Source organism: Paracidovorax valerianellae (genome assembly GCF_900102625.1).
Classification (GTDB): domain Bacteria; phylum Pseudomonadota; class Gammaproteobacteria; order Burkholderiales; family Burkholderiaceae_C; genus Paracidovorax; species Paracidovorax valerianellae.
Genome location: NZ_FMZC01000006.1, coordinates 133,866 through 148,897, shown reverse-complemented (window position 1 = coordinate 148,897; position 15,032 = coordinate 133,866). Strand labels below are relative to the sequence as shown.

Genomic DNA, 15,032 nt, shown 5'->3' with positions numbered 1-15,032 from the left:
GCCGTGGAGGCCGGGTTTCGGTGGCGATGCCTATCGCAGGCCCCGGATGATGCGTACCATCCTGAAATAAATCCAATCGATCTTTCTGATTTTTGACATCATGGCAATCGATATCAAGGCAATGGACCTGAACCTGCTCAAGGCCCTGGACGCGCTGCTGGACGAGCGCAGCGTGACCCGCGCCGCCCAGCGGTTATCCCTCACGCAGCCGGCGGTGAGCGGCATGCTCACCCGGCTGCGTGAGAGCTTCGGCGACCCGCTCTTCGTGCGCACGCAGCGCGGCATCGCCCCCACGCTGCGGGCGCAGGAGCTGGCCGGGCCGGTAAAGGATTTGCTTGGCAGCGTGGAGGCGCTGCTGCAGCCTTCGGCCTTCGATCCGGCCACCGCCACCATGACGCTGACCATCGCCGCGACCGACTACGCGCTGCAGGCAGTGGTCGTGCCGTTTCTGGGCCGGCTGCGGCGCTGCGCTCCGCACATGCGCGTGGCAGTGGTGCCTGCGCAGCACCTGCCCGTGCAAGACCGGCTGGAGCGCGGCGACATCGATCTGGCGCTGGTATCGCCCGCCAACACCCCGCCAGGCCTGTACTCGCGCCACCTGTTCGACGAGCGCTATGTCTGCGTAATGCGCGAAGACCATCCGGACGCCCGCGGCGGGCCGCTCAGCCTGGATTGCTTCTGTGCGCTGGACCACGTGCTGATCTCTTACGACGGCGGCAGCTTTCGCGGCGCGACCGATGAAGCGCTGGCCGGTGTGGGGCGGGAGCGGCGCGTGCTGCTGTCGGTCACCAGCTTTCTCGTGCTGCCTGAAATCCTGCGCAACAGCGATTTGATCGCCGTGGTGCCGCAGCGGCTCGTCACCGACGCTGCGGGCTTGATCGTGCGCGAGCCGCCGTTGCCCATTCCAGGCTTTGCGAAAACCGCGGCATGGCACGAGCGCACGCACCGCTCGCCGGGCCACCGCTGGGCGCGATCGGTGCTGTTCGATGCCTTTGGATGCGGGGATTGACGCGTCAGTAAAGCCTGCAAGGGGCGGCCCGGGCAGAGGGCGAATCACGCCCAGTGGTTAAAAAAACTATGCCTCGCATGCGATTAATTGGCTGTTCACCAAGTTGGCCGATCTCTAGCATTCACCCATCAACAGCCGAGAGGATCGCTCCATGACCGAAGAGACCAAGAAGTGCCCGTTCCATGCCGCCTCCGCGACAGGCGGGACCATCAACAAGGATTGGTGGCCGAACCAGTTGCGCGTCGATCTGCTGCACCAGCATTCGTCCAAGTCCGACCCGCTGGGTGGCGGGTTCGACTACGCCGAAGCCTTCGGCTCGCTGGATTACGAAGCGCTCAAGAAAGATCTGCGTGCATTGATGACCGATTCGCAGGATTGGTGGCCGGCAGACTTCGGCCACTACGGTCCGCAGTTCGTGCGCATGGCCTGGCACGCGGCCGGCACGTACCGCACGGGCGATGGCCGCGGCGGTGCAGGGCGGGGTCAGCAGCGTTTCGCGCCGCTCAACAGCTGGCCCGACAACGTCAACATCGACAAGTCCCGCCGCCTGCTGTGGCCCATCAAGCAGAAGTACGGCCAGAAGATCTCCTGGGCCGATCTGCTGGTGCTGACCGGCAACGTCGCGCTGGAAACCATGGGCTTTCGCACCTTCGGTTTCGCCGGTGGCCGTGAAGACACCTGGGAACCCGATCAGGACGTGTACTGGGGCAGCGAAAAGACGTGGCTGGGCGGCGATGCCCGTTACGGCAAGGGCACGCCGGGCGACGGCACGCTGGTGGCCGACCCCGCCATGCATGGCCAGGAAAGCGACCGCACCGACAGCCAGGGCCGCCACCTCGAAAACCCGCTGGCCGCCGTGCAGATGGGCCTGATCTACGTGAACCCGGAAGGCCCGGAAGGCAACCCCGACCCCATCGCCGCAGCACATGACATCCGCGAAACCTTCGGCCGCATGGCGATGGACGATGAGGAAACCGTCGCGCTGATCGCCGGCGGCCACACCTTCGGCAAGACGCACGGCGCGGGCGCAGCCGACCACGTCGGTGCCGAGCCGGAAGCGGCAGGCCTGGAGCACCAGGGCTTGGGCTGGGCCAGCAGCTTCGGCTCCGGCAAGGCCGGCGATGCGATCACCAGCGGCCTGGAAGTCACCTGGACGAGCACGCCTGCGCAGTGGGGCAACGAATTCTTCGAGAACCTCTTCAAGTTCGAATGGGAGCTCACCAAGAGCCCGGCTGGCGCACACCAGTGGCAGGCCAAGAACGCTGAAGCCACCATTCCCGATGCGCACGATCCGACGAAAAAGCGCCTGCCCACCATGCTGACGACCGACCTATCGCTGCGCATGGACCCGGCCTACGAGAAGATTTCGCGCCGCTTCCTGGACAACCCGCAAGCCTTCGCCGAAGCCTTCGCCCGGGCCTGGTTCAAGCTCACCCACCGCGACATGGGACCGCGTGCGCGCTACCTCGGCCCTGAAGTGCCGAAGGAAGTGCTGATCTGGCAAGACCCGGTGCCTGCAGTGGACCATCCGCTGGTGGAAGCGGCCGATGTGGCGGCGCTCAAGTCGCAGGTGCTGGCCTCGGGCCTGACCGTGTCCGAACTGGTGGGCACGGCCTGGGCTTCGGCGTCCACCTTCCGTGGTTCCGACAAGCGCGGCGGCGCCAACGGCGCCCGCATCCGTCTGGCGCCCCAAAAGGACTGGGACGCCAACCGGCCCGAACAATTGGCCCGGGTGCTCCAGGTGCTGGAAGGCATCCAGAGCGACTTCAACCGCGGGGCGGCCGGTGGCAAGCGCATCTCGCTGGCCGACCTGATCGTTCTGGCCGGTGCTGCCGGTGTGGAGCAGGCCGCCAAGGCTGCCGGCGTCGAAGTGACCGTGCCGTTCGCACCGGGCCGCACCGACGCCCGGCAGGACCAGACCGATGTGGAATCGTTCGCTGTGCTCGAGCCGGTGGCGGATGGCTTTCGCAACTACCTGAAGCGCCGCTACAGCGTGCAGGCCGAAGTGCTGCTGCTTGACAAGGCGCAGTTGCTGACCCTCACGGCGCCGGAATTGACCGTGCTGATCGGCGGCCTGCGTGCCATCGACATCAACGCCAAGGGCGTGCGCCACGGCGTCCTGACCCGCACGCCGGGTGCGCTGACGAACGACTTCTTCGTCAACCTGCTGGACATGGGAACGGAATGGAAGGCCTCGGCCCAGGACGGCGGTGTGTTCGAAGGCCGTGACCGCAAGACCGGCGAGGTGAAGTGGACCGGCACCCGCGTCGATCTGGTGTTCGGCTCCAACGCGCTGCTTCGCGCCCAGGCCGAGGTGTATGCCGCAGCGGACGCACAGCGCAAGTTCGTGGACGACTTCGTGGCGGCCTGGACCAAGGTAACGCAGCTCGATCGGTTCGACCTGGCCTGACCGGCAACCGGCGGTTCGCTCAAAACCGCTGCGCTCTTCAGAAAAGCCCGCGCCCATGGCAGCGGGCTTTTTTGCTTCCGATCTCGGCAAAGCAGCCCTTTTGGGCGCGGGGCGCGCCGCAGCGGCCTAAACTGCTGCATCGCACAAAAAGCGGGAGATGGAATGCATTTCGACATCGTGATCGTGGGGGGCGGCGCGGGCGGCCTGGAATTGGCGGCCCGCCTGGGCCGTGGCCTGGGCCCCCGTCTGGGGCGCGAGAAGGTGCTGCTGGTGGACCGCAGCCCCTTCCACATCTGGAAGCCCACACTGCATGAAGTCGCGGCCGGCACGCTCGATGCGCACCAGGAAGGGCTGTCCTATACCGTGCTGGCCCGCCGCAACCATTTCAGCTTCGCCATGGGCAAGATGGCGGCGCTCGATGCCGACAAGAAGGGCATCACGCTGTCCGAAATCCACGACGCGCAGGGCGAGGTTGTCGTGCCTCGCCGCACGGTGAGCTACACCCGCTTGGTGCTGGCCATCGGCAGCGGCTCCAATGCGTTCGGTACACCGGGTGTGGAGCACGCCTATCTGCTGGAGAACGTGCGCGATGCGCAGCGCTTTCATGCGGACTGGCTGGCCTCTTGCGCGCGGGCTTCGTTCTCCGAAAGCCGTGCGCTGGGAGTGGCCATCGTCGGCGGCGGCGCGACTGGCGTGGAGCTATCTGCCGAGTTGCTGGAAGCCCATGCCGAAATCCAGGAAAGCCTGGGCAACGGCCAGCGCTTTCGTCTTGACATCACCTTGGTGGAAGGCGGCCCGCGCATCCTGGGTGGCCTGCCCGAAAAGATCTCCGCACAGGCCCGCCTGGCGCTCGAGCGCAAGCAGGTCAACGTGCGCACCGGCACCCGAGTGACCGAAGTGCGCCGCGGCGCGCTGGTGACCACTGAAGGCAGCATTCCTGCCGAGATGATCGTCTGGGCCGCCGGCATCAAGGCCGCCGAGGCCAACGCCAGCATGGGACTGGCCGTGAACGGCTTGAACCAGTTCGTCGTGGACGACCGGCTGCGCACTTCGGTGCCCGGCATCTATGCCTTCGGCGATTGCGCGGCCTGCCCCTGGGAGGGTGGCAAGACCGTGCCCGCCCGCGCGCAGGCGGCACACCAGCAGGCCGACTACCTGGCCAAGGTGCTCGGCGCGATGCTGCGCGAACGCGAGGTGACCGAGCCCTTCGCCTACCGCGACTTCGGCTCGCTGGTTTCGCTGGGCGACAACAAGGGCGTGGGCAACCTCATGGGCGGGCTGATGGGCCGTAACTTCTTCGTCGAGGGCCTGATCGCGAAGTGGATGTACATCTCGCTGCACTTGAACCACCACCGCGCCATCCTGGGCCTGGGCAAGACGGCAGTGCTGGCATTGGCGCGGCTGCTGCAGCAGCGTGTCTCCGGACGGCTGAAACTCCACTGAGCATGCCGGCGCGGTCAGCGAGGGCAGGTCTGCAGAGCTTCGGCCCCGCGACCCTTGGCCCCGCCGCCGGCTCGGCGCGCCTTATTTGGGCGTATAGGTGATCTTCGTCACTTCGTAAGTCGAAGGTCTGCCGTTGGAGCTGGACGTCGCGATCTTGACGAGGCGGCCCTGGTAAGGACCCTCTGCAACCACCCAGGTCTGGATGTTGGCCACGGCCCGCCCGGTCGGTCCCACCGTGACGAAGTCGTTGTTGAATTTGCAGACATTCAAGCTTCCCATGGCGGTCTGCAACGACTCCCTGCCGACGTACGTGAACTGGTCTTCCACGGTTTCCGAGAAGGAACTGGGCGCCGAGCCCGCCTTGGGAACGATCGTGAACTGGTTCTTGTGGTCCCGTTTCACGACCTGGCCGGGCTGCATGTCCAACGGCGTGGACACCGGTGGATCGTAGACCTGCGTCAGCACCTGGGTGGAGGTGTCAGAAACCACGCCATAGGCCAGTTCGCTGGTGCTTGTGCGATCGCGGAACTGCCGGTTATTGCCCAGGGCGCCGGTGGACTGCGGCGTGAACATGACCGGCCGCGCGCCTGCGAAGTCCTGCCGGGCTCCGGTCGTCGTCGTGCTCGTGCTGGCGAGGTCGGGTTGGCCGTCCATCTTCGTGATGCCTTCTTCGACGAGCACGGTGCCTTCGTTGAAATCCGCAGCGTTGTAGCAGGCTGCGGAGCTGGTGCCGCTGGAAGGTGCGGGAGCCGGTGCTGGCGTCGGCGAGGTTCCGGGAGGTGTCGTCACATCGCCGCCGCCCCCACCGCCGCCGCATGCGGTCAGGGAAGCGGCGCTGAAAGCGGCAAAAGCCGCGAAGGCGGCTGCCGTGCGAAAAGATTGAAAGCTGGTGGCCATAAGGTGTGAAACGGTGGGATTCGGAAGGCGCAAACGGTACCTTCCGCCCGCGAGCCGCGATACCCCACCCAGGGAGCGCAAGCGCAAGCAAGTGTTAACGGCAGAGCGCCGCCACGGTCATCCCGCCATCAGCTTTTGCACCAGGTCGGCCGCCGTCGATGCGCCGTATTTGCGCATCAGCCGTGCGCGGTAGATCTCCACCGTGCGGTGGCTGATCTCCAGGGTCCGGCCGATCTCCTTGGAGGTCAGGCCCTCCAGCAGGCGTGCCGCCACCTCGCGCTCGCGGCCGGTCAGTTCAGCCTTCACGGGCCGCTGAGAGCTCAGGTCTTCGAAGCTCCAGATGCCTGACTCGTGGGGCGCTTCGCGGTTGAGCGCCCGGCCTGACACATGGCACCAGAAAACCTCGCCGTTGGCGCGCTTCATGATGCGGTTGTCGGCGTAGTGGCCGCGCGCATTCAGGATGGGCTCCATGCGCTTGCCCAGGCGCTCGTATTCATCGGCGCTGGGGTACAGAATGCGAAAGGACTGGCCGATCAGCACCTCGCGCGAGGCACCGAACATTTCGCACACATGGCGGTTGCAATCCACCATGGTGCGGTTGCGCGAGATGACAAGCCCGACCGGGGCCATTTCGAAAGCAAGGCGGTAATCGGCTACATCCATGGAAGTATTTAGGGAGAACTACGTAGCAAAGTACGTAGTATCGTACGGCGGTCCATCCCATCATTGACAGGAGACAGGTGTGAACAAGTTATTTCCTTCCGCGGACGAGGCGCTCCAGGGCGTCGTGGCCGATGGTCAGCTCATGGCGGTGGGGGGCTTTGGCCTCTGCGGCATTCCCGAGGCTTTGATCGACGCCCTGCGCGATTCGGGCGCGAAGGGCCTGACCGTGATCTCCAACAACGCCGGCGTGGACGGTTTCGGCCTCGGCAAGCTGCTGGAGACGCGCCAGATCAAGAAAATGATCTCGTCCTATGTGGGCGAAAACAAGGAGTTCGAACGCCAGTACCTGGCCGGCGAACTGGAGCTCGAGTTCACGCCGCAAGGCACGCTGGCCGAGAAGCTGCGTGCGGGCGGCGCTGGCATTCCGGCCTTCTTTACCAAGACCGGTGTGGGCACCATGGTGGCCGAGGGCAAGGAACTGCGCGAATTCGATGGCGAAACCTATGTGATGGAGCGCTCGCTGGTGCCCGACGTGTCGCTCGTCAAAGCCTGGCGCGCCGACAAGTCCGGCAACCTGCAGTTCCGCCTGACCGCACGCAACTTCAATCCCGCTGCCGCCACGGCCGGCAAGGTCTGCATCGTGGAAGTGGAAGAGGTCGTCGAGACGGGCGACATCGCTCCGGACGACGTGCACCTGCCCGGCATTTACGTGCACCGCATCGTGCACAACCCCAACCCCGAAAAGCGCATCGAAAAGCGCACCGTCACGGCGGCACCCGTCGATGCCGCCGCCGCCCAGGTCGAAGCCCAGGCGGTGATCGCCCAGGCCGCTGCGACCAGCGAGACCGTGCCCACGGTCACGGTGCCCGTCAACAAGAAAGAAGGAGCCTGAGATGCCCTGGACCCAAGACCAGATGGCCGCGCGCGCGGCGCAAGAACTCGAAGACGGCTTCTACGTCAACCTGGGAATCGGCATTCCCACGCTGGTGGCCAACTTCACGGGCGACAAGGAAGTGTGGCTGCAGTCCGAGAACGGCATGCTGGGCATCGGCCCGTTTCCCACCGAAGACGCGGTGGACGCCGACCTCATCAACGCCGGCAAGCAGACCGTCACCACCGTCAAGGGCTCGTCCATCTTCGGAAGCGACCAGTCGTTTGCAATGATCCGGGGCGGCAAGGTCAACCTGTCCATCCTGGGCGCCATGCAGGTCAGCGAAAAGGGCGATCTGGCCAACTGGATGATTCCCGGCAAGATGGTCAAGGGCATGGGCGGCGCCATGGACCTGGTGGCGGGCGTCAAGCGCGTCATCGTGCTCATGGAACACGTGGCCCGCAAGAAGGACGGCACCGAAGACCTGAAAATCCTGCCTGAATGCACGCTGCCCTTGACGGGCGTCGGCGTGGTGGACCGCATCATCACCGACCTCGCCGTGATGGACGTGACACCCAAGGGCCTTCAGGTCGTGGAGCTTGCCCCTGGCGTGACGTTCGAGGCCTTGCAGGCCAAGACCGGCGTGACCCTGCTGCTCGCTTGAGAATCCTTGAAGGGGTCGGCCATTGCGGAGCTGGTTAGCACAGCAATGGCCTTCATTGACGCGGTGGCATCGGGAAAGTGTGAGCACAAGTAACAAGTCGGCTGATATGCTGCCCCTTTGTCGCGCGCGCCAGACTGGGTCTGCCGCGCCGATCTCCGCTCTGTGAAGGACCCTGACATGCTGTCGACCCCCGCTTCCTCGTCTTCCCGCAATGCTGCGGGCGTTGCTGCCAACGCAGCGGAATACCTGACCTTCCGCCTCGGTCAGGAGGAATACGGCATCGACATCCTGCGTGTGCAGGAAATCCGCTCTTACGAGCAACCCACCCGCATGGCCCACGCGCCGGACTTCATCAAGGGCGTGATCGATCTGCGCGGGGTGATCGTTCCCATCGTCGATCTGCGGCTGAAACTGCGCTGCGCCCAGGCGGAATACACCGACTTCACGGTCGTGATCATTCTCAATGTCGGCGGCACCGTGATGGGCGCCGTCGTCGATGCGGTGGCCGACGTCGTTCCGCTGCCCCCCGAATCCATCCGACCCGCACCGCAGTTCCAGGGCGAGGTGGACTCGGCCTTCGTCACCGGCATCGCCACCGTCGGCGAGCGCATGCTCATCGTCATGGACATCGAGTCCCTGCTCAGCAGCTCCGAAATGGGATTGATGCGGTCCGTGGCTGCGGCTTGAACGGCCCAAGGGCACTGGGAGTGATTGCTATATTTTTTATAGCTAATCACCCTAGTGTTTATTGCGCTGGAGGGCTTTTTGACTGAGATGGCAGTGCCGGCCAAAGGTCATACCTCCGCATCTGCATCTGCATCCGCTTCCCTATCCATGCAGGGCTAGGTTATGGCTATTGCGGCGGCTTGAACGGGTTGCGGGACTGCAACTCTTCCAGGTATTGCGCAACGCCTTCGCCTTCCCGCTCCAGGAATCGATCCACCGCCTCCGCGAACGCAGGGTGCGCCAGCCAATGCGCGCTCGTGGCCTGTACGGGCAGCAGCGCCCGCGCCATCTTGTGCTCGCCCTGAGCACCGCCTTCGAAGCGCTGAACGCCGTGCTCGATGCACCACTGCAGCGGCTGGTAGTAGCAGGCTTCGAAGTGCAGACAGTCCACCCGTTCCAGCGCACCCCAATAGCGCCCGAAAGCCACGAGTTCAGCGTCTTTTTGGCCTCCTGCCCTAGGGCTGCTTGCGCCGACAGCTATCAAACTGCTAGCAATGGGGTGATCGTCCTTCTCGGCGATGAACAGCACCCAGGCATCGGGCATGTCGGCCGCCATGCGGTGGAAGAAGTCTCGGGTGAGGTAGGGCGGGTTGCCGTGCTCGCGGTAGGTGCGCGCATAGCAGCGGTAGAAAAAATCCCAGTCGGCTTCCGTGATGCTAGTCCCGCGAACCCAGCGAAACGTCACTCCGGCATCGGCCACCCGGCGTCGCTCCTGCCGGATTTTCTTGCGCTTGTCCTGCGACAGGCTGGCCAGGAAATGGTCGAAGGACTCGAACCGCTGTGCCGGCTGGGGCGGCGGCGAATCCGATTCTGCTGATGCGCTTGATTCAGCTTCGGAAGTGCTGTCTGGCGCGGTATCCGCCACCGTCTGCGAAGGCGTCGGCGTCGGCGAAACGGCCTGATTGCCGGGCACGGGGGCTTCGTTCTTCCAATGAAACTGGACGGTGTGCCGCAGCATCAAGCCTGCAGCCTGCGCTGCATCCACATCCTGCGGGGCGGTGAACAGCAGATGCAGTGACGACAGGCCGGTTTCTTCGCACCACTGCACCAGTGCTTGCACCAGCGCCTGCCGCGATGCGGCATCCACTGCCAGCAGCCGTGCTCCCGGCACCGGGGTGAAGGGCACGGCCACCACGGCCTTGGGGTAGTACTCCATGCCGTGGCGGGCATAGGCGCCTGCCCAGCCTTGGTCGAACACGTATTCGCCATACGAATGCGGCTTTACATACACCGCGCAGGCGCCGTGCAGTGCCTCGCCGCGCCAGAGGGTGCAGAACACGGGGGTCCATCCGGTGTCCGGCACGGCGCTTTCACTGGTGTGCAGCGCCGCCAGATAGGCGTGGCGCATGAAGGGCGTGGCGTGCGGCTGGGATTCCAGCAACGCGTCCCAGGCCTTCGCATCCACTTCAGCCGGTGAAGGGTGCAGGCGAAGAACGTAAGCGATGTCGTCGGGTGTAGGCAAGGTGGAGTGCGGCAGGTAGAGAGCAGTCGCCATCATGGCCGAAAGCGGAGACGGGCGCCGTCTGCCGGATATGGCGCCCGTACCTTGCGAAGGGAAGGGCGGTTGAGTGGTGCGTGGTTGCTTAAATAGGCAGCACGGCGATATTTCCCAAGCGCTGACAACGACTTGCGCAAACCTTACAGACCGAACCACGACTTATCCACAAGGTTTTCCAAGGCAAACGGGGATAACCCGGGGCTTCCATGCCTGGGCAGTGCCCGGGTGGAATGCGGGTGACATAATCGTCCGAGTCCTTTTTCCATCCCCGTATGCCACTCGTCATCAGCGTCGCCCAGCTTAATTTTGTGGTGGGCGATCTGCAGGGCAATGCCCGCAAGATCATCGCCTGCGCCCAGCAAGCCCATGCCGCAGGCGCTCGCCTGCTGCTCACGCCCGAATTGGCACTGTGCGGCTATGCCGCCGAAGACCTCTACCTTCGCCCCGCATTCCTGTCCGGCTGCGAAGACGCTCTGGCGCTGGTGGCGCGCGAGACGGCACCTCTGGAAGGGCTGGCCATCGTGGTCGGCCATCCGCAGCGCACATCGGAAGACGCTGGCGGCGGCCTCAGCCACAACGCGGCCAGCGTGCTGCGCAATGGCGTGATCGAGCAGACCTATGCCAAGCAGGAACTGCCCAACTACGACGTGTTCGACGAGCGCCGCTACTTCCTGCCCGGCAGCGGCACCTGCATCTTCGAAGTGGATGGCCTTCGCATCGGGCTGCTGATTTGCGAAGACGCCTGGTTCGAAGGCCCCGCACGCCGGGCTGCCGAAGCCGGCGCGCAGCTGCTGGCCACCATCAACGCCTCACCGTTTCACCTGGGAAAAAGTGCTGAGCGCGAGCAGATCATGCGCGAGCGCGTGGCCGAAACCGGTCTGCCGCTGGTCTATGCGCACCTGGTCGGTGGGCAGGACGAGGTCGTCTTCGAGGGGCGTTCGTTCGCACTGCAGGCCAGCGGCTTCGTGGCGGGCCGGGCGCCTGGTTTTGAAGAACACCGCTTTTCGATCCGCGCCGAGTTGGCGGAAGGGGCCTTGGCGCTGAGTGCGGACGTCGCGCCGCTCCCATCGCTGGAATCGGATCTGTGGAGCGCGCTGGTGCTGGGCGTGCGCGACTACGTCGGCAAGAACGGCTTTCCCGGCGCGCTGCTCGGGTTGTCGGGCGGGATCGATTCGGCGCTCGTGTTGGCCATCGCCGTGGATGCGCTGGGCGCGGACAAGGTGCGCGCCGTGATGATGCCGTCCCCCTACACCGCAGACATCAGCTGGATCGATGCGCGCGAGATGGCCGAGCGGCTGGGCGTGAGGTATGACGAGATTTCCATAGCCCCGCAATTCGAGGCCTTCAAGGCCGCGCTTGCCAGTGAGTTTGCCGGGCTGCCCGAAGACACCACCGAAGAGAACCTGCAGGCCCGCATCCGCGGCACCTTGCTCATGGCGCTGTCCAACAAGTTCGGCTCGGTGGTGCTCACCACCGGCAACAAAAGCGAGATGGCGACCGGCTACTGCACGCTTTACGGAGACATGGCCGGCGGCTTCGCCGTCATCAAGGACGTGGCCAAGACGGCGGTGTTTTCGCTGGCGCGCTGGCGCAACGAAAACGATCCCTTCGGGACCGGTGCACAGCCCATTCCCGAGCGCATCATCACGCGCCCGCCGAGCGCCGAGTTGCGTCCCGACCAGAAAGACCAGGACAGCCTGCCGCCTTACGAGGTTCTCGACGCCATCGTCGCGCGGTACATGGAAAACGACGAACCGATCGATGCCATCGTGGATGCCGGCTATGACCGGGCCGATGTCGAGCGCGTGACGCGCCTGATCAAGCTCAACGAATACAAACGCCGCCAGGCCCCGGTCGGCATCCGCATCACCCGCCGCAGCTTCGGCAAGGACTGGCGCTACCCCATCACCAGCCGTTTCCGGGCCTGATCGATCGACGCCGACCCGGCTGCGCCGCGCCCCCGCATTTCACCTTTCCCAGGAGTTTCTGCCATGAAAATGATCACCGCCGTCATCAAGCCATTCAAGCTCGAAGAGGTCCGCGAAGCCCTGGCCGAGTGCGGCGTCACGGGCCTCACCGTCACCGAGGTCAAGGGTTTTGGCCGTCAGAAGGGGCACACCGAGCTCTACCGCGGCGCCGAATACGTCGTCGATTTTCTGCCCAAGGTGAAAGTGGAAGTCGTCGTGAAGACCGACGACGTGGACCGCTGCGTGGACGCCATCGTGAACGTGGCGCGCACGGGCAAGATCGGTGACGGCAAGATTTTCGTGACCGCTGTGGAACGCGTGGTGCGCATCCGCACAGGCGACCTGGACGAAGCGGCCGTCTGACATCGCACGCTGACTGAGCGGAGCCGACCTTGCCGTCGGCGTTTCCCTTGAACGCTCAGATTACCGCACGCAGCGGAACCTGCCCTGTTGGCGTGCCCGCGGCTTCCACCACGGACTGAAGCAATTGGTCCAGATCGGCGGAGGCGGTCAGCAGTCCCATCTGCCAGTCGCTCATCAGGCCGCTCGCAACACTGGTTTGCAGGAAGGCCAGCAGGCCGTCGTAGTAGCCGTCGACATTCAGCAGGCCGATGGGTTTGTCGTGATAGCCGAGCTGGCGCCACGTCCAGACTTCGAACAGCTCTTCGAATGTTCCGATGCCACCGGGCAAGGCCAGAAAGGCATTGCTGCGTTCGGCCATCATGGCTTTGCGCTCGTGCATCGTCTCGACGATGTGCAACTCATCGCAGTCGCGATTCGCCAATTCCTTGTCCACCAATGCCTGCGGAATGACGCCCACCACCCGGCCACCGGCGCGCCGCGTGGCCTCGGCCACGGTTCCCATCAGACCGCTGCGTCCGCCGCCATAGACCAATTGGCCGCCGTGCCGGCCGATCCATTCACCGGTGGCGATGGCCGATTCGGCGAACAGCGGGTTTTCGCCAGGACGCGAACCCAGATAAACGCAAAAGGAGAAGGACGGATCAGCCATGAAAAAACCTCTGAAACAACGCTGCGGCCCAGACGCCTGAACACAGCAGCAAACTCAACAAGACGGCGGCACTGCCCATGTCCTTTGCGCGCTTGGACAGTTCGTGCAACTCCGGCCCGATGCGATCGATCGCCGCCTCGATCCCCGAGTTCAGCAGCTCGGTGATCAAAACCAGCATCACCGTGCCAGCGAGCAGCGCGACCTCTACCCAACCTCCGCCCAGCCATAAGGAGGAGGGCAGCAACACGAGGGCCATGCATGCTTCGAGGCGAAAGGCTTTCTCAGCCCAGCCCGCTCGCAAGCCCTGTATCGAATACTGCCCTGCGTGCCAGATGCGATGCAGGCCGGTGCGGGCTTTGTGGGGATGGGGCGTGAAAGGGGCGGACATAGATCAGCATTTTCGCCGGGCTCGACGGCAAGTCGCACTGCGCACGGTTGCGCAGATTACTTTTTGGCGTGCTCGAAATGCACGAGCCGCGTGCCGGCCCAGATGTCGTGCCAGAACTGCCGCTCCGGCTGAAACCGGCTCAGCAATGCCCAGACAACCACCCACCCCAGCACGATCACTGCCGATTCACTGCCGGACAACTGAAAAGGGGCGATCGCTGCCAGAGGTGGCAAAAACCAAAGCCAACTCAATGCGTAACGGCCCAGCGCCCGGGTCTGGGTGATGGGTTTGCCCGCGCGGTCCACCACGCGGATATGCCAGGTTTTCATCGCCAGCGTCTGCCCTTTGGCCCAGAACCAAACAAAGTAAATTCCGAAAATCACGAAGAGAAACGCTTGAAGCGCGTGGCGGTTGTCCAGCGCGTTGCGGGTCTGGCTGAGCGTACCGAAAAGGTAGCCGGCAATGAAAACCACGCCGAACATCAGCATGCCTTCGTAAAGCCAGCAAGCCATGCGGCGCCGCAGTGACGGCGTGATGCCGTTCATCGTCGAGGACTGGAGTTCATGGCTGGCCATGGCGCTTTGGGGCGTTGATGCAGACATGGCGCGGTTACTGCGGCGGATGGATCGGGCCGTTGTCAGTAGGTGTTGTTGCCGGTGTCGGTGGCGTAGCGGCTGGCGCTTCAGGCGCAGGTTCAACCATATTCAGTGGCGCCAACGGAGCAGGAACGGCGATGGGTACGGCGACTGGTGCCGTTTCCACGGCCACTGCCGTGCCGGTCGCTGGCACGGATACGGGCAACGCCTGCGTGGGGTGAAACTCACTCACTGGCGGAATCTTGGGCGGATTGGGGCGGTTCGCATTGGCGACCGTCGCTGCTGGCACGCGTGCCAGTTTGCGGGCGGGCACGGGTTTGATGGCCGTAGCGGCTCCGGCGGGGCGGGGCGCCGCACGGGCAGCCAGTTGTTTCTTTTCTTCGGTGGGAAGGGCTTGGTACGCTTCCCACTGGGCCCACTTGTCGTCCACGGACAATTTCTTGGTGGCTGCGTAGTTGAGCCGTGCCTGGCTGCGTTGCTGCAGGCTCAGATTGGCCCAGTCGGCCATTCGGCCCAGCATCTTTTCACGCTCTTGCGGCGACAAGGTAGGAAAGCTGGCCGACAAAGTGATCCAACGCCGTTTTTGAGCTTCACTGAGCATGGTCCAACGCGCGGCCAAGGGATGGAGCGCTTCTTTCTGGGCCGCTGTCAATGTTTGCCACGTGGGTCCAGAGCCCGCGCTATCGGGGTCTTGCACCCGCACCTCTGGCCCGCGGGCCGTGTGTTTGCTGGCCAGCGCCTCGGCCGGCAGCGGCGCCACGGGGGCCATGCCGACCTGCGTCCATGCTTGCCAGCCACCAAAAACGAGCGCGCCCAGCAACGCAAAAGCCAGCACGGCGGCTGGCATCAGGCGGGGGGCATCCAAAGGGCTGGTGGGCATGCAGTCGG

Annotated in this window: 15 protein-coding genes; 8 read left to right on the top strand and 7 right to left on the bottom strand. The window is 64.6% G+C overall.

What is annotated here, in order from left to right; translation table 11 throughout:
* Window positions 1–100: 100 nt before the first annotated feature.
* The 3 genes from BLT03_RS11875 (at window position 101) to BLT03_RS11865 (ending at window position 4,862) form a co-directional block, all read left to right on the top strand.
* The gene (locus BLT03_RS11875; protein WP_092743858.1) at window positions 101–1,009 is read left to right on the top strand and encodes a LysR family transcriptional regulator; all 909 of its coding nucleotides are present in this window, start codon (window positions 101–103) and stop codon (window positions 1,007–1,009) included.
* Between the two features lie 151 nt (window positions 1,010–1,160).
* The gene (gene katG / locus BLT03_RS11870; RefSeq protein WP_092743856.1) at window positions 1,161–3,419 is read left to right on the top strand and encodes a catalase/peroxidase HPI; all 2,259 of its coding nucleotides are present in this window, start codon (window positions 1,161–1,163) and stop codon (window positions 3,417–3,419) included.
* A gap of 162 nt (window positions 3,420–3,581) precedes the next feature.
* On the top strand, window positions 3,582–4,862 hold the full coding sequence (locus tag BLT03_RS11865; protein WP_092743854.1) for an NAD(P)/FAD-dependent oxidoreductase: 1,281 nt from the start codon (window positions 3,582–3,584) through the stop codon (window positions 4,860–4,862).
* Window positions 4,863–4,943: 81 nt separating this feature from the next.
* On the opposite strand, the gene BLT03_RS11860 is transcribed toward BLT03_RS11865, so the two are convergent.
* Together BLT03_RS11860 and BLT03_RS11855 are read right to left on the bottom strand one after the other, a co-directional pair.
* A complete protein-coding gene (locus BLT03_RS11860) occupies window positions 4,944–5,651 on the bottom strand; it encodes a hypothetical protein (RefSeq protein WP_281243293.1) in 708 nt (235 codons plus the stop codon).
* Window positions 5,652–5,876: 225 nt separating this feature from the next.
* On the bottom strand, window positions 5,877–6,422 hold the full coding sequence (locus BLT03_RS11855) for a PAS and helix-turn-helix domain-containing protein (protein ID WP_092743852.1): 546 nt from the start codon (window positions 6,420–6,422) through the stop codon (window positions 5,877–5,879).
* 79 nt (window positions 6,423–6,501) lie between these two features.
* On the opposite strand from BLT03_RS11855, the gene BLT03_RS11850 reads away from it, so the two are divergent.
* The 3 genes from BLT03_RS11850 to BLT03_RS11840 all read left to right on the top strand — a co-directional run bounded on the left by BLT03_RS11850 (window position 6,502) and on the right by BLT03_RS11840 (window position 8,644).
* Window positions 6,502–7,314: a CoA transferase subunit A gene (locus BLT03_RS11850; RefSeq protein ID WP_092743850.1), complete on the top strand. Its 813-nt coding sequence runs from the start codon at window positions 6,502–6,504 to the stop codon at window positions 7,312–7,314.
* A 1-nt stretch (window position 7,315) separates the two neighbouring features.
* Window positions 7,316–7,957: a 3-oxoacid CoA-transferase subunit B gene (locus BLT03_RS11845; protein ID WP_092743848.1), complete on the top strand. Its 642-nt coding sequence runs from the start codon at window positions 7,316–7,318 to the stop codon at window positions 7,955–7,957.
* A gap of 177 nt (window positions 7,958–8,134) precedes the next feature.
* Window positions 8,135–8,644: a chemotaxis protein CheW gene (locus tag BLT03_RS11840; RefSeq protein ID WP_092743846.1), complete on the top strand. Its 510-nt coding sequence runs from the start codon at window positions 8,135–8,137 to the stop codon at window positions 8,642–8,644.
* A gap of 166 nt (window positions 8,645–8,810) precedes the next feature.
* Here BLT03_RS11840 and BLT03_RS11835 read toward each other — a convergent pair whose 3' ends face one another.
* Complete coding sequence (locus BLT03_RS11835; protein ID WP_092744010.1) at window positions 8,811–10,178, bottom strand: GNAT family N-acetyltransferase; 1,368 nt, start codon at window positions 10,176–10,178, stop codon at window positions 8,811–8,813.
* Between the two features lie 275 nt (window positions 10,179–10,453).
* Here BLT03_RS11835 and BLT03_RS11830 point away from each other — a divergent pair, with 275 nt between their 5' ends.
* Together BLT03_RS11830 and BLT03_RS11825 are read left to right on the top strand one after the other, a co-directional pair.
* Window positions 10,454–12,109: an NAD+ synthase gene (locus BLT03_RS11830; protein WP_092743844.1), complete on the top strand. Its 1,656-nt coding sequence runs from the start codon at window positions 10,454–10,456 to the stop codon at window positions 12,107–12,109.
* Window positions 12,110–12,172: 63 nt separating this feature from the next.
* Window positions 12,173–12,511, top strand: a complete 339-nt coding sequence (locus BLT03_RS11825) for a P-II family nitrogen regulator (RefSeq protein ID WP_092743842.1) — start codon at window positions 12,173–12,175, stop codon at window positions 12,509–12,511.
* Window positions 12,512–12,566: 55 nt separating this feature from the next.
* Here the strand turns inward: BLT03_RS11825 and BLT03_RS11820 are convergent, their stop codons facing one another.
* Genes BLT03_RS11820 through BLT03_RS11805 form a run of 4 tightly spaced genes read right to left on the bottom strand, consistent with a single transcriptional unit; the run spans window position 12,567 to window position 15,024 of the window.
* Complete coding sequence (locus BLT03_RS11820; protein ID WP_092743840.1) at window positions 12,567–13,160, bottom strand: LOG family protein; 594 nt, start codon at window positions 13,158–13,160, stop codon at window positions 12,567–12,569.
* Window positions 13,153–13,548 (bottom strand): diacylglycerol kinase, encoded by a 396-nt coding sequence (locus tag BLT03_RS11815; RefSeq protein ID WP_092743838.1) that lies wholly within the window; start codon window positions 13,546–13,548, stop codon window positions 13,153–13,155. The genes BLT03_RS11820 and BLT03_RS11815 overlap by 8 nt, the downstream gene beginning before the upstream one ends.
* A 56-nt stretch (window positions 13,549–13,604) precedes the next feature.
* Window positions 13,605–14,123: an RDD family protein gene (locus BLT03_RS11810; protein ID WP_092743836.1), complete on the bottom strand. Its 519-nt coding sequence runs from the start codon at window positions 14,121–14,123 to the stop codon at window positions 13,605–13,607.
* 34 nt (window positions 14,124–14,157) lie between these two features.
* Window positions 14,158–15,024: a DUF3106 domain-containing protein gene (locus BLT03_RS11805; RefSeq protein ID WP_092743834.1), complete on the bottom strand. Its 867-nt coding sequence runs from the start codon at window positions 15,022–15,024 to the stop codon at window positions 14,158–14,160.
* Window positions 15,025–15,032: the final 8 nt, after the last annotated feature.

What these genes read in the sequence shown, in the direction of transcription:
- BLT03_RS11875 (WP_092743858.1), top strand. Translation starts at nt 101, where the DNA reads ATGGCAATCGATATCAAGGCAATGGACCTGAACCTGCTCAAGGCCCTG.
- katG (WP_092743856.1), top strand. Translation starts at nt 1,161, where the DNA reads ATGACCGAAGAGACCAAGAAGTGCCCGTTCCATGCCGCCTCCGCGACA.
- BLT03_RS11865 (WP_092743854.1), top strand. Translation starts at nt 3,582, where the DNA reads ATGCATTTCGACATCGTGATCGTGGGGGGCGGCGCGGGCGGCCTGGAA.
- BLT03_RS11855 (WP_092743852.1), bottom strand. Translation starts at nt 6,422, where the DNA reads ATGGATGTAGCCGATTACCGCCTTGCTTTCGAAATGGCCCCGGTCGGG.
- BLT03_RS11845 (WP_092743848.1), top strand. Translation starts at nt 7,316, where the DNA reads ATGCCCTGGACCCAAGACCAGATGGCCGCGCGCGCGGCGCAAGAACTC.
- BLT03_RS11840 (WP_092743846.1), top strand. Translation starts at nt 8,135, where the DNA reads ATGCTGTCGACCCCCGCTTCCTCGTCTTCCCGCAATGCTGCGGGCGTT.
- BLT03_RS11835 (WP_092744010.1), bottom strand. Translation starts at nt 10,178, where the DNA reads ATGGCGACTGCTCTCTACCTGCCGCACTCCACCTTGCCTACACCCGAC.
- BLT03_RS11830 (WP_092743844.1), top strand. Translation starts at nt 10,454, where the DNA reads ATGCCACTCGTCATCAGCGTCGCCCAGCTTAATTTTGTGGTGGGCGAT.
- BLT03_RS11825 (WP_092743842.1), top strand. Translation starts at nt 12,173, where the DNA reads ATGAAAATGATCACCGCCGTCATCAAGCCATTCAAGCTCGAAGAGGTC.
- BLT03_RS11820 (WP_092743840.1), bottom strand. Translation starts at nt 13,160, where the DNA reads ATGGCTGATCCGTCCTTCTCCTTTTGCGTTTATCTGGGTTCGCGTCCT.
- BLT03_RS11815 (WP_092743838.1), bottom strand. Translation starts at nt 13,548, where the DNA reads ATGTCCGCCCCTTTCACGCCCCATCCCCACAAAGCCCGCACCGGCCTG.
- BLT03_RS11810 (WP_092743836.1), bottom strand. Translation starts at nt 14,123, where the DNA reads ATGGCCAGCCATGAACTCCAGTCCTCGACGATGAACGGCATCACGCCG.
- BLT03_RS11805 (WP_092743834.1), bottom strand. Translation starts at nt 15,024, where the DNA reads ATGCCCACCAGCCCTTTGGATGCCCCCCGCCTGATGCCAGCCGCCGTG.